The organism is Streptomyces sp. NPDC059201, assembly GCF_042754585.1.
GTDB lineage: Bacteria > Actinomycetota > Actinomycetes > Streptomycetales > Streptomycetaceae > Streptomyces.
Window position 1 is genome coordinate 921,419 of the sequence record NZ_JBHZBB010000002.1, and the last position, 12,437, is coordinate 933,855.

Annotated in this window: 12 protein-coding genes; 8 read left to right on the forward strand and 4 right to left on the reverse strand. The window is 70.9% G+C overall.

The window, feature by feature from the left end; genetic code table 11:
* Positions 1-126: 126 nt before the first annotated feature.
* The 8 genes from gap to ACFXMG_RS09990 all read left to right on the forward strand — a co-directional run bounded on the left by gap (position 127) and on the right by ACFXMG_RS09990 (position 7,854).
* Positions 127-1,137, forward strand: coding sequence for a type I glyceraldehyde-3-phosphate dehydrogenase (gene gap, locus ACFXMG_RS09955; protein WP_383827365.1), 1,011 nt, complete (start codon positions 127-129; stop codon positions 1,135-1,137).
* A 118-nt stretch (positions 1,138-1,255) separates the two neighbouring features.
* Positions 1,256-2,467, forward strand: a complete 1,212-nt coding sequence (locus tag ACFXMG_RS09960; RefSeq protein ID WP_383827367.1) for a phosphoglycerate kinase — start codon at positions 1,256-1,258, stop codon at positions 2,465-2,467.
* A gap of 6 nt (positions 2,468-2,473) precedes the next feature.
* Positions 2,474-3,250, forward strand: a complete 777-nt coding sequence (gene tpiA, locus ACFXMG_RS09965; protein WP_383827369.1) for a triose-phosphate isomerase — start codon at positions 2,474-2,476, stop codon at positions 3,248-3,250.
* A 105-nt stretch (positions 3,251-3,355) separates the two neighbouring features.
* A complete protein-coding gene (gene secG / locus ACFXMG_RS09970) occupies positions 3,356-3,586 on the forward strand; it encodes a preprotein translocase subunit SecG (protein ID WP_017238647.1) in 231 nt (76 codons plus the stop codon).
* A 77-nt stretch (positions 3,587-3,663) separates the two neighbouring features.
* Positions 3,664-3,999 carry an RNA polymerase-binding protein RbpA gene (locus ACFXMG_RS09975; protein WP_003957010.1) on the forward strand — a complete coding sequence of 112 codons (336 nt, stop codon included), beginning with the start codon at positions 3,664-3,666 and terminating at the stop codon, positions 3,997-3,999.
* A gap of 154 nt (positions 4,000-4,153) precedes the next feature.
* Positions 4,154-5,818 (forward strand): glucose-6-phosphate isomerase, encoded by a 1,665-nt coding sequence (gene pgi, locus ACFXMG_RS09980; RefSeq protein ID WP_383827371.1) that lies wholly within the window; start codon positions 4,154-4,156, stop codon positions 5,816-5,818.
* A 3-nt stretch (positions 5,819-5,821) separates the two neighbouring features.
* Positions 5,822-6,322, forward strand: a complete 501-nt coding sequence (locus ACFXMG_RS09985; protein WP_383827373.1) for a PH domain-containing protein — start codon at positions 5,822-5,824, stop codon at positions 6,320-6,322.
* Positions 6,319-7,854, forward strand: coding sequence for a PH domain-containing protein (locus ACFXMG_RS09990; RefSeq protein WP_383827375.1), 1,536 nt, complete (start codon positions 6,319-6,321; stop codon positions 7,852-7,854). Before ACFXMG_RS09985 ends, ACFXMG_RS09990 begins: the two co-directional genes overlap by 4 nt.
* A gap of 33 nt (positions 7,855-7,887) precedes the next feature.
* Here ACFXMG_RS09990 and pgl read toward each other — a convergent pair whose 3' ends face one another.
* Genes pgl through tal form a run of 4 tightly spaced genes read right to left on the reverse strand, consistent with a single transcriptional unit; the run spans position 7,888 to position 12,402 of the window.
* A complete protein-coding gene (gene pgl, locus ACFXMG_RS09995; protein WP_383827377.1) occupies positions 7,888-8,670 on the reverse strand; it encodes a 6-phosphogluconolactonase in 783 nt (260 codons plus the stop codon).
* On the reverse strand, positions 8,667-9,743 hold the full coding sequence (opcA, locus tag ACFXMG_RS10000; RefSeq protein ID WP_383827379.1) for a glucose-6-phosphate dehydrogenase assembly protein OpcA: 1,077 nt from the start codon (positions 9,741-9,743) through the stop codon (positions 8,667-8,669). Before opcA ends, pgl begins: the two co-directional genes overlap by 4 nt.
* Positions 9,740-11,281: a glucose-6-phosphate dehydrogenase gene (zwf, locus tag ACFXMG_RS10005; RefSeq protein WP_383827381.1), complete on the reverse strand. Its 1,542-nt coding sequence runs from the start codon at positions 11,279-11,281 to the stop codon at positions 9,740-9,742. Before zwf ends, opcA begins: the two co-directional genes overlap by 4 nt.
* Complete coding sequence (tal, locus tag ACFXMG_RS10010) at positions 11,278-12,402, reverse strand: transaldolase (RefSeq protein WP_383827383.1); 1,125 nt, start codon at positions 12,400-12,402, stop codon at positions 11,278-11,280. The genes zwf and tal overlap by 4 nt, the downstream gene beginning before the upstream one ends.
* Between the last annotated feature and the right edge of the window lie 35 nt (positions 12,403-12,437).

The window sequence follows — 12,437 nt, forward strand, 5'->3', positions numbered from 1 at the left end:
TGCGCTTGATGCCACTCCGGCGTCCCTGGGGAGGTAGGGTCGTAATCGGTCGGGGACATCCCAGAAAAATCAAGATCTCGCCGGTGTGACATTTCACCCGGCGTTCTGATACGAGGAGATCGGTTCGTGACGATCCGCGTAGGCATCAACGGCTTTGGCCGTATCGGTCGCAACTACTTCCGCGCGCTCCTTGAGCAGGGTGCCGACATCGAGGTCGTGGCCGTCAACGACCTGGGCGACACCGCGACCACGGCACACCTGCTGAAGTACGACACCATCCTGGGCCGCCTCAAGGCCGAGGTCTCCCACACCGCCGACACCATCACCGTCGACGGACACACCATCAAGGTGCTGTCCGAGCGCAACCCCTCCGACATCCCGTGGGGTCAGCTGGGCGTCGACATCGTCATCGAGTCCACGGGCATCTTCACCAAGCGCGAGGACGCCGCCAAGCACCTCGCCGGTGGCGCCAAGAAGGTCCTCATCTCGGCTCCGGCCACCAACGAGGACATCACCATCGTGATGGGCGTCAACCAGGAGCAGTACGACCCGGCGAACCACGACGTCATCTCCAACGCGTCGTGCACCACCAACTGCGTCGCCCCGATGGCCAAGGTCCTCGACGAGAACTTCGGCATCGTCCGCGGTCTCATGACCACGGTCCACGCGTACACCAACGACCAGCGGATCCTGGACTTCCCGCACAAGGACCTGCGCCGCGCCCGCGCAGCCGCGGAGAACATCATCCCGACCACGACCGGTGCCGCCAAGGCCACCGCCCTGGTCCTCCCGCAGCTCAAGGGCAAGCTGGACGGCATCGCCATGCGCGTCCCGGTCCCGACCGGTTCCGCCACCGACCTGGTCGTGACCCTCGACCGCGAGGTCACCAAGGACGAGGTCAACGCCGCGTTCAAGAAGGCGGCCGAGGACGGCCCGCTCAAGGGCATCCTCTTCTACACCGAGGACCCGATCGTCTCCTCGGACATCGTCAGCGACCCGGCGTCGTGCACCTTCGACTCCTCCCTGACGATGGTCCAGGACGGCAACAGCGTCAAGATCCTCGGCTGGTACGACAACGAGTGGGGCTACTCCAACCGTCTCGTCGACCTCACCACCTTCGTCGGCGGCCAGCTCTGACGTACTAGGGTTCAGCAGGGCAGGGCTTTCGATGTGAGCAGGGCTCGGGCAGCGCGATGGAGCGCCGCGCGGGCCCTGTCTCGTGTGCTCCACCGCGTACCAAGGAGTCAGTGAACAGATGAAGACGATCGACGAGCTTCTCGGCGAGGGCGTCGAGGGCAAGCGGGTGTTCGTCCGCGCCGATCTCAACGTGCCGCTCGACGGCACCGCCATCACCGACGACGGGCGCATCCGCGCCGTCGTCCCCACGGTCAAGGCGCTCGCCGACGCCGGCGCCCGTGTCGTGGTCGCCTCCCACCTGGGCCGCCCGAAGGGCGCCCCGGACCCGGCGTTCTCCCTCGCCCCGGCCGCCGCGCGCCTCGGCGAACTGCTCGGCGCCGAGGTGGCCTTCGCCACCGACACCGTCGGCGAGTCCGCGCGGGCGACCGTCGCGGGCCTGACCGACGGCCGGGTGGCCGTCATCGAGAACCTGCGTTTCAACGCCGGCGAGACCTCGAAGGACGACGCCGAGCGCGAGGCGTTCGCCGGACAGCTGGCCGCCCTCGCCGACCTCTACGTCGGCGACGGCTTCGGCGCCGTGCACCGCAAGCACGCCTCGGTCTACGACCTCCCGGGCAAGCTGCCGCACGCCGCCGGCTACCTCATCACCACCGAGGTCGGCGTCCTGAAGAAGCTGACCGAGGACGTCCAGCGGCCGTACGTGGTCGTCCTCGGCGGCGCCAAGGTCTCCGACAAGCTCGGCGTGATCGACCACCTCCTGGAGAAGGCCGACCGCATCCTCGTCGGCGGCGGCATGGCCTACACCTTCCTCAAGGCCCAGGGCCACGAGGTCGGCATCTCCCTCCTCCAGGAGGACCAGGTCCCGGCCGTCCAGGACTACCTGAAGCGCGCCAAGGACCGCGGCGTGGAGTTCGTCCTCCCCGTCGACGTCCTGGTCTCCACCGAGTTCCCGGACCTGAAGACCAAGGCCCCGGCGAACCCCGCCACCGTCGCCGCGGACGCCATCCCGGCCGACCAGGAGGGTCTGGACATCGGTCCGGAGACCCGCAAGCTGTACGCATCGAAGCTCGCCGACGCGGCCACCGTCTTCTGGAACGGTCCGATGGGCGTCTTCGAGCACCCCGACTACGCCGAGGGCACCCGGGCCGTCGCCCAGGCGCTCGTCGACTCGCCGGCCTTCAGCGTGGTCGGCGGTGGCGACTCCGCCGCCGCCGTCCGCATCCTGGGCTTCGACGAGAACGCTTTCGGCCACATCTCGACCGGTGGCGGCGCCTCCCTCGAATACCTCGAGGGCAAGCAGCTCCCCGGCCTCGTCGCACTGGAGGACTGACCCAGCATGACCACCCGCACCCCGCTGATGGCGGGCAACTGGAAGATGAACCTCAACCACCTGGAGGCCATCGCCCACGTCCAGAAGCTCGCCTTCTCGCTCAGCGACAAGGACTACGCCGACGTCGAGGTCGCCGTCCTCGTCCCCTTCACCGACCTGCGCTCCGTGCAGACGCTGATCGACGGCGACAAGCTCAAGATCAAGCACGGCGCCCAGGACCTCTCGGCCCACGAGTCCGGCGCGTACACCGGTGAGATCTCCGGCGCCATGCTCGCCAAGCTGAACACCGGCTTCGTCGCCGTCGGCCACTCCGAGCGCCGCCAGTACCACGCCGAGTCCGACGAGCTGTGCAACGCCAAGGTGAAGGCCGCCTTCGCCCACGGCATCACCCCGATCCTCTGCGTCGGCGAGGAGCTGGACGTGCGCGAGGCCGGCAACGCCGTCGCGCACACCCTCGCCCAGGTCGAGGGCGGCCTCAAGGACATCCCGGCCGAGCAGGCCGAGACCGTCGTGGTCGCGTACGAGCCCGTCTGGGCCATCGGCACCGGCAAGGTCTGCGGCGCCGCCGACGCCCAGGAGGTCTGCGGGGCGATCCGCGGCAAGCTCGCCGAGCTGTACTCGCAGGACGTCGCCGACAAGATCCGCATCCAGTACGGCGGCTCCGTCAAGGGCGGCAACGTCGCCGAGATCATGGCGCAGCCCGACATCGACGGCGCCCTCGTCGGCGGTGCCTCGCTGGACGTGGACGAGTTCGTCAAGATCGTCCGCTTCCGCGACCAGTGACGATGTAGAGCGGCGGAGGCGATCCGTCGTACCCTTGCGGGGGTCGGGCAGGTGCCCGGCCCCCGTCCCTTTTCAAGCTCCGAGGAAGTTGGTCCCGCCGTGGTTATGGGGTTCTCGATCGCCCTGATCGTCTTCAGCGGCCTGCTGATGCTGCTCGTGCTGATGCACAAGGGGAAGGGCGGCGGCCTCTCCGACATGTTCGGTGGCGGCATGCAGTCCTCCGTCGGCGGCTCCTCGGTCGCCGAGCGCAACCTCGACCGGATCACGGTCGTGGTCGGGCTGCTCTGGTTCGCCTGCATTGTGGTGCTTGGTCTGCTCATGAAGCTGGACGGGTAACTCCGCACACTGGACGCGCGTTGGGCCTTCCGTAGACTGGGGCATCAGCGAGCACCATCACGCAGGGAGTTACGACCGTGGCAAGTGGCAACGCGATCCGGGGAAGCCGGGTCGGAGCGGGGCCGATGGGGGAGGCCGAGCGGGGCGAGTCGGCGCCGCGCCTCCGCATCTCCTTCTGGTGCTCGAACGGGCACGAGACCCAGCCGAGTTTCGCGAGCGACGCGCAGGTCCCGGACACCTGGGACTGCCCCCGCTGCGGGTTCCCGGCCGGCCAGGACCGGGACAACCCGCCGGACCCCCCGCGCACCGAGCCGTACAAGACCCACCTCGCGTACGTGCGCGAGCGCCGCAGCGACGCCGACGGCGAGGCGATCCTCGCCGAGGCCCTCGCCAAGCTCCGGGGCGAGATCTGAACACCGGACGAACGGCAGCCGAAGGGCCCCGTACGCGAACCACGTTCGCGCACGGGGCCCTTCGCCGTGTCCGGGTCGGGTGGCGCGGATCGCCCTGTGCGATCAATTAGGTTGGAGGCGCAGCGGGGCAGAAACGTACGAGAAGAAGTGGGCGATGTCCGAAATGACCACTGAAGGACGCATCAGGCTCAACCAGCTGCCCGAGTGGGCGGCCCTCGGCAAGCACCGGGAGCAGTTGGGCGGCACCCATCTGCGCGAGCTGTTCGCGGCCGACCCCGAGCGCGGCACCGCGTACACCCTGCGGGTCGGCGACCTCCACCTGGACTACTCCAAGCACCTCGTCACCGACGAGACCCTGGAGCTGCTGCGCGAACTGGCCGCCGCCACCGACGTCGCCGGACTGCGCGACGCCATGTTCCGCGGCGAGAAGATCAACACCACCGAGGACAGGGCCGTCCTCCACACCGCGCTCCGCGCCCCCCGCGACGCCGTGATCGAGGTCGACGGCGAGAACGTCGTCCCCAAGGTCCACGCCGTCCTCGACAAGATGGCCGGCTTCGCGGAGAAGGTCCGCTCCGGCGCCTGGACCGGCCACACCGGCAAGCCGGTCAAGAACATCGTGAACATCGGCATCGGCGGCTCCGACCTCGGCCCCGCCATGGCCTACGAGGTCCTGCGCGCCTACACCCAGCGGGACCTGACGCTCCGTTTCGTCTCCAACGTCGACGGCGCCGACCTCCACGAGGCCGTCCGCGACCTCGACCCGGCCGAGACCCTCTTCATCGTCGCCTCGAAGACCTTCACCACCATCGAGACGGTCACCAACGCCACCTCCGCGCGGAACTGGCTCCTCACCGGGCTGCGGGCCGACCAGACCGCCGTCGCCAAGCACTTCGTGGCCCTCTCGACCAACGCCGAGAAGGTCCAGGACTTCGGCATCGACACGGCCAACATGTTCGAGTTCTGGGACTGGGTCGGCGGCCGCTACTCGTACGACTCCGCCATCGGCCTCTCCCTGATGATCGCCATCGGACCGGACCACTTCCGCGAGATGCTCGACGGCTTCCACATCGTCGACGAGCACTTCCGTACGGCTCCGCCCGAGGAGAACGCGCCGCTGCTCCTCGGCCTCCTCGGCGTCTGGTACGGCGGTTTCTTCGACGCCCAGTCGCACGCCGTCCTGCCGTACTCGCACTACCTGTCCAAGTTCACCGCCTACCTCCAGCAGCTCGACATGGAGTCCAACGGCAAGTCCGTGGACCGCCAGGGCGAGCCCGTCGACTGGCAGACCGGCCCGGTCGTCTGGGGCACCCCCGGCACCAACGGGCAGCACGCCTACTACCAGTTGATCCACCAGGGCACCAAGCTCATCCCCGCCGACTTCATCGGCTTCGCGCGGCCGGTCGGCGACCTGCTGCCCGGTCTGGTCCCCCAGCACGACCTGCTGATGGCCAACTTCTTCGCCCAGACCCAGGCCCTCGCCTTCGGCAGGACGCCCGAGGAGGTACGCGCCGAGGGCGTGCCCGAGGAGCTCGTCCCGCACAAGACCTTCCAGGGCAACCACCCCACCACCACCCTCCTCGCCGACGCCCTCACCCCCTCGGTGCTCGGCCAGCTGGTGGCGCTCTACGAGCACAAGGTCTTCGTCCAGGGCGCGGTCTGGAACATCGACTCCTTCGACCAGTGGGGCGTCGAGCTCGGCAAGGTCCTCGCCAAGCGGATCGAACCCGTCCTCACCGGTGACGGGTCCGCCGAGGGCCTCGACAGCTCCACCGCGGCCCTCGTCTCCGCCTATCGCGCCCTGCGCGACCGGAGCTGAGTGATGGCGGGGGAGAACGCGGTGCGGCTGCGGCCGCCCAGGAACGAGGTGGACCGCAGGGCGGTCGGCTGGTGGCGTGCCCAGTGCCTCATCGGCACCGCCGTCCCGGTCCTCGTCCTCGGAGTCCTCGGCCTCCTGATCGAACCGGCCCGGTTCTGGCTGCTGACGCCGGCCGCCGTGCTGGGCGCGATCGGACTGGCCTGCACCGCGTTCTTCCCCGCCTGGTGGTTCCGGGTGCACCGCTGGGAGGTCACCGACGAGGCCGTGTACGTCCGCACGGGCGCCCTGTGGCAGGAGTGGCGGATCGCCCCCATGTCCCGGATCCAGACCGTGGACACCGTACGCGGCCCCCTGGAGCAGCTCTTCGGACTGGCCACCGTCACCGTCACCACGGCCTCCTCCAAGGGCGCGCTCCGGATCGAGGGGCTCGACCACGAGCTGGCCGCGGAGCTCGCCGAACGCCTCACCGCGCTGACCCGGGCGACCCCCGGGGACGCCACGTGAGCGGCGGGCCCGAGGGGGAGTGGCGGCGGCTCGACCCGCGCACCCTCCTCGTCACCGCCGCCGTGTTCTGCGGCATCGCCGCCGGCGCCGGCGTGCCCGTGGCGGCGGGGCTCTCCGGCGGCCGGCCGCTGTGGCAGGCCGTCGCCTGGGTCCTCGCCGGCGCCGTCCTCCTCGTCGGCGGAGGCACCGGCGCCGACTGGATCCGCCTCCGGCGCACCCGCTACCGGATCGGCCCCGACCGGGTCGACCTCCACACCGGCCTGCTCCTCCTCAAGCGCCGCTCCCTGGCCCGCGACCGGATCCGCAGCGTCGACCTCACCGCCAACCCGCTCCAGCGCCTCCCCGGCCTGGTCAAGGTCCGCATCGGCACCGGCGAGTCCACCGGCGGCGGCGAGTCCACCCTCGAACTCGAACTCGTCACCCGCGCCGAGGGCGAACGGCTCCGCAGGGAACTCCTCGCCCGCCCCGCCACCCCCGAGGCCGACCCCGACCACGACGGCACCCTCGCCGTCCTCGACCCCCGCTGGATCCGCTACGCCCCCGTCTCCTTCGTCGCCCCCGCCCTCGGCGGCGCCGCCGCCGGAGCGGTCATGCAGGTCAGCGAGTGGTTCGGCGCCCAGGCCGAGGTCATCGACTGGATAGGCGACCGCTTCGCGTCCGTCTCGCTGCCCTGGATGATCGTCGACCTGGTCCTCCTCGCCACCCTCGCCGGAGCCGTCGGCGCCCTCGGCCTCTGGATCGAGATGTGGTGGAACCACCGGCTGGAGCGCGAACCCGGCGGCACCCTCCGGGTCCGCCGCGGCCTGTTCACCGCCCGCTCGGTCACCCTGGAGGAGCAGCGGCTGCGCGGCGTCGAACTCGTCGAGCCCCTCGGCGTCCGGCTCTGCGGCGCCGCCCGGATCGACGCCGTCGCCACCGGCCTCACCGAGGACGACGACGAGAAGCACACCGACCTCAAGACCCTGCTGCCGGCCGCGCCCCGGGCCGTCGCCGACCGCGTCGCCGCCGAGGTGCTGCGCGAGACCGAGCCGCCCACCTCCGCCCCGCTCGCCGCCCACCCCCGAGCCGCCCGCGCCCGCAGGATGCGCTGGGCCCTCGGAGCCGTCCTGCTCCCCGCCGCGCTCCTCGCCCTCCTCGGAGCGCTCCTCACCCCCGTGCTGCTGTACGTGGCGGCGGGCTGGACCGTGGTGCTCGCGCCGCTCGCCGCGCTCCTCGCCCGGGACGCGTACCGCTCCCTCGGGCACACCGTCAGCGGCGCCTATCTGGTGAGCCGTTCGGGCACGGTACGCCGGTCCACCGTCGCCCTCCAGCGGACCGGGATCATCGGCTGGACGGTCAAGCAGTCCTGGTTCCAGCGCCGCGCCGGCATCCTCACCCTCACCGCCGTCACGGCCGCGGGCGAGGGCGGTTACGACATCCTGGACGCGGGCGAGAGCCAGGGCCTCGCCCTCGCCGACCGGGCCGTACCGGGGCTGCTCACACCCTTCCTCGAGACGGCGGAGACGCCGGAGGCCCGGTCCACCGAGGGGTGAACCGGGCCTCCGCGGAACGCGCGTGAGTCTCCGTCAGGCCGAGGCCGGCGGGTACAGGCTCCGGGGCAGCTCCGAGGCCGCCGCCGCGTCCATCAGCCACAGCGTCCGCGAGCGCCCGTAGGCGCCGGCCGCGGGGGCCTGCACCTCGCCCGCGCCGGACAGCGCGATGGCCGCGGCCTTCGCCTTGTCCTCGCCGGCCGCCAGCAGCCAGACCTCCTTCGCCGCCCGGATCGCCGGGAGGGTCAGGGAGATCCGGGTGGGCGGCGGCTTGGGCGCGCCGTGCACCCCGACGACCGTCCGCTCGGTCTCCCGGACGGCGGGCAGCTCGGGGAAGAGCGAGGCCACGTGGGTGTCCGGGCCGACGCCCAGCATCAGCACGTCGAAGGTGGGCACCCCGCCGTGGTCGCCGGGGCCGGCCGCCGCGGCCAGCTCGGCCGCGTAGGCCGCCGCGGCGGTGTCGGCGTCGTCCCCGTGCGGCCCGTCCGAGGCCGGCATGGCGTGCACCCGGGCCGGGTCCAGCGGGACCCGGTCGAGCAGCGCCGCGCGGGCCTGGGTGACGTTCCGCTCGGGGTCGCCCTCGGGCAGGAAGCGCTCGTCGCCCCACCACAGGTCGAGCCGCGACCAGTCGATCGCGTCCCGGGCGGGCGCCTGGCCGAGCGCGGCGAGCAGCCCGTTGCCGTTGCGGCCGCCGGTCAGGACGATCGAGGCCGAGCCGCGCGAGGTCTGCGCGTCGACGATCTTCGTGATCAGCCGGGCCGCGGCGGCCTCGGCCATCAGCTCCTTGTCCCGGTGGACCACCAGCTGCGGGGCGCTCACTTGGCCGCCGCCTTCTTCGCCGGGGCCTTCTTGGCGGGAGCCTTCTTCACGGGCTCCTGAGCGGGCTCCTGCTCCTGAGCGGGCTCCTGCGCGGTTTCCTGAGCAGGCTCCTGCGCCGTCTCCGGCGCGGGGGCGGTGGTGGCCGCCTCCTCGTCGAGCCGCTCCAGGCCGAACTTCAGCGAGGCCGCGTAGGTGTCGTCCGGGTCGAGCCGGCGCAGCTCCTCGGCGATCAGCTCGGCCGTCTCGCGGCGCTTGAGCGCCACCGCGCGGTCCGGCTGGCCCTCTATGGAGAGGGTCGCGAGCGAGCCGTCGGGCCGGTCGAGGACGATCGGTCCCGCGCTGGTCTCCAGGCGTACGGAGGTGAGGCCGGGGCCCGACGAGCTGGAGCGCCGCACCGGCACCTTCAGCCGCTCGGCCAGCCACATCGCGAGCAGTTCGACGCTCGGGTTGAACTCCTCGCCCTCCACGTCGGCCGAGGTCACCTTGCAGTGGACCTGGTCGAGCGCGGCGGCCAGCATCGAGCGCCACGGGGTGATCCGGGTCCACGAGAGGTCCGTGTCGCCGGGGGTGTAGGTGTCCGCGCGCGCGGTCAGCTCCTGGATGGGCTGCTCGGCGGCGTACGTGTCGGTCACCCGGCGCTGGGCGAGGGCGCCCAGCGGGTCGTTCGCCGGGTCGGTCGGCGCGTTCACCGGCCACCAGACGACGACGGGGGCGTCCGGGAGGAGGAGCGGCAGCACCACCGACTGGGCGTGGTCGACGACCTCGCCGTACAGCCGGACGATCACCGTCTCCCCGGAGCCGGCGTCGGCGCCGAGGCGGACCTCGGCGTCGAGCCGGGCGTTGGCCCGGTCCCGCGGCGAGCGCGAGACCCGCTTGATCACCACGAGGGTCCGCGAGGGGTGCTCGCGGGACGCCTCGTTGGCCGCCTTGAGCGCGTCGTAGGCGTTCTCCTCGTCGGTGACGATCACGAGGGTGAGCACCATGCCGACGGCCGGGGTGCCGATCGCCCGCCGCCCGAGCACCAGCGCCTTGTTGATCTTGGAGGACGTGGTGTCCGTCAGGTCGGTCTTCATGGCCGGCGCCAGCTCCTGCCGTCTCGTGCGAGCATCTCGTCCGCCTCGACCGGACCCCAGGTCCCGGACTCGTACTGGGCGGGCTTGCCGTGCGCGTCCCAGTACTGCTCGATCGGGTCGAGGATCTTCCAGGACAGCTCGACCTCTTCCACGCGCGGGAAGAGGTTGGAGTCGCCGAGGAGGACGTCCAGGATGAGCCGCTCGTACGCCTCGGGGCTGGACTCGGTGAAGGACTCGCCGTAGGCGAAGTCCATCGACACGTCCCGGATCTCCATCTGGGTGCCGGGCACCTTGGAGCCGAAGCGGACGGTGACGCCCTCGTCCGGCTGGACCCGGATGACGATGGCGTTGCGGCCCAGCTCCTCCGTCGACGTGTGGTCGAAGGGGGAGTGCGGGGCGCGCTGGAAGACCACCGCGATCTCGGTGACCCGGCGGCCGAGGCGCTTGCCGGTGCGCAGGTAGAAGGGGACGCCCGCCCAGCGGCGGTTGTCGATCTCCAGCTTGACCGCCGCGTAGGTGTCGGTCTTCGACTGGGGGTCGATGCCCTCTTCCTGGAGGTAGCCGACGGCCTTGGCGCCGCCCTGCCAGCCGGCCCCGTACTGGCCGCGGACGGTGGTCTTCGCCAGGTCCTTGGGCAGCCGTACGGCTCCGAGCACCTTGGTCTTCTCGGCGGCGAGCGCGTCCGCGTCGAAGGAGGCGGGCTCCTCCATCGCGGTCAGCGCGAGCAGCTGGAGCAGGTGGTTCTGGATGACGTCACGGGCGGCGCCGATGCCGTCGTAGTAGCCGGCGCGGCCGCCGATGCCGATGTCCTCGGCCATGGTGATCTGCACGTGGTCGACGTAGGACCGGTTCCAGATCGGCTCGAAGAGGGTGTTGGCGAAGCGGAGCGCCAGGATGTTCTGGACGGTCTCCTTGCCGAGGTAGTGGTCGATGCGGAAGACCGCCTCGGGCGGGAAGACCTCGTGGACGACCTCGTTGAGCTCCTTGGCGGAGGTCAGGTCGTGGCCGAAGGGCTTCTCGATGACGGCGCGGCGCCAGGAGCCGTTCTTCTGGTCGGCCAGACCGTGCTTCTTCAGCTGCTGGACGACGAGCGGGAAGAACTTCGGCGGCACGGACAGGTAGAAGGCGAAGTTGCCCCCGGTGCCCTGCGCCTTGTCCAGCTCCTGGATGGTGTCCTTCAGCTGCTCGAACGCCTCGTCGCTGTCGAAGTCGCCCTGGACGAAGCGCATGCCCTGGATCAGCTGCTGCCAGACCTCCTCGCGGAAGGGGGTACGGGCGTGCTGCTTGACCGCGTCGTGGACCTCCTGCGCGAAGTCCTCGTCCTGCCACTCCCGGCGGGCGAAGCCGACGAGCGAGAAGCCCGGCGGCAGCAGGCCGCGGTTGGCCAGGTCGTAGACGGCGGGCATCAGCTTCTTACGGGACAAATCGCCCGTGACGCCGAAGATGACCAGGCCCGACGGCCCCGCGATGCGCGGGAGCCGTCGGTCTGCGGCGTCACGGAGCGGGTTGGCTCCGTGGACGGTGCTCAAAGTGGTCATGCCTCCGAAGGGACGCGGCGCGCGAGCTCCGCCTCGGTCGAGCTGAGCAGGTCGTTCCAGGACGCCTCGAACTTCTCGACGCCCTCGTCCTCCAGGAGCTGGACCACGTCGTCGTAGCTGATGCCCAGCTTGGCGACGGCCTCCAGGACCTCGCGGGAGGAGTCGTACGTGCCGCGGATGGTGTCACCGGAGACCTCGCCGTGGTCGGCGGTGGCCTCCAGGGTCGCCTCCGGCATGGTGTTGACGGTGCCCGGGGCGACCAGGTCCACCACGTACAGCGTGTCCTTGTACGCCGGGTCCTTGACGCCGGTCGAGGCCCACAGCGGACGCTGCTTGTTGGCCTGCGCCTTGTCCAGGGCCGCCCAGCGCTCCGAGGAGTCCGAGAAGACCTCCTCGTACGCCTCGTAGGCCAGGCGCGCGTTGGCCAGGGCCGCCTGGCCCTTGAGCGCCTTCGCCTCGTCGGTGCCGATGCCGTCCAGGCGCTTGTCGATCTCCGTGTCCACGCGGGACACGAAGAAGGACGCCACGGAGTGGATCTTCGACAGGTCGAGGCCGCGCTCGCGGGCCTTCTCCAGGCCCGCCAGGTAGGCGTCCATCACCGCGCGGTAGCGCTCCAGCGAGAAGATCAGCGTCACGTTCACGCTGATGCCGAGGCCGATGACCTCGGTGATCGCCGGCAGGCCGGCCTTCGTCGCCGGGATCTTGATGAGCGTGTTCGGCCGGTCCACCAGCCACGCGAGCTGCTTCGCCTCGGCGATGGTCGGGGCCGTGTGGTGGGCCAGACGGGGGTCGACCTCGATGGAGACCCGGCCGTCCTGGCCGTCGGTCGCGTCGAAGACCGGGCGCAGGATGTCGGCGGCGTCGCGGACGTCCGCCGTCGTGATCATGCGGATGGCCTCGTCCACGGTCACCTTGCGGGCGGCCAGGTCGGCGAGCTGCTGCTCGTAACCGTCGCCCGACGTGATCGCCTTCTGGAAGATCGACGGGTTGGTGGTCACACCGACCACGTGCGACTGGTCGATGAGCTCGGCCAGGTTGCCGGACGTGATCCGCTTGCGCGACAGGTCGTCCAGCCAGATCGCGACGCCTTCGTCGGAGAGGCGCTTGAGAGCGTCTGTCATGAGAGTTGCATCTCCAAAAAGTCGTACGTATCCGC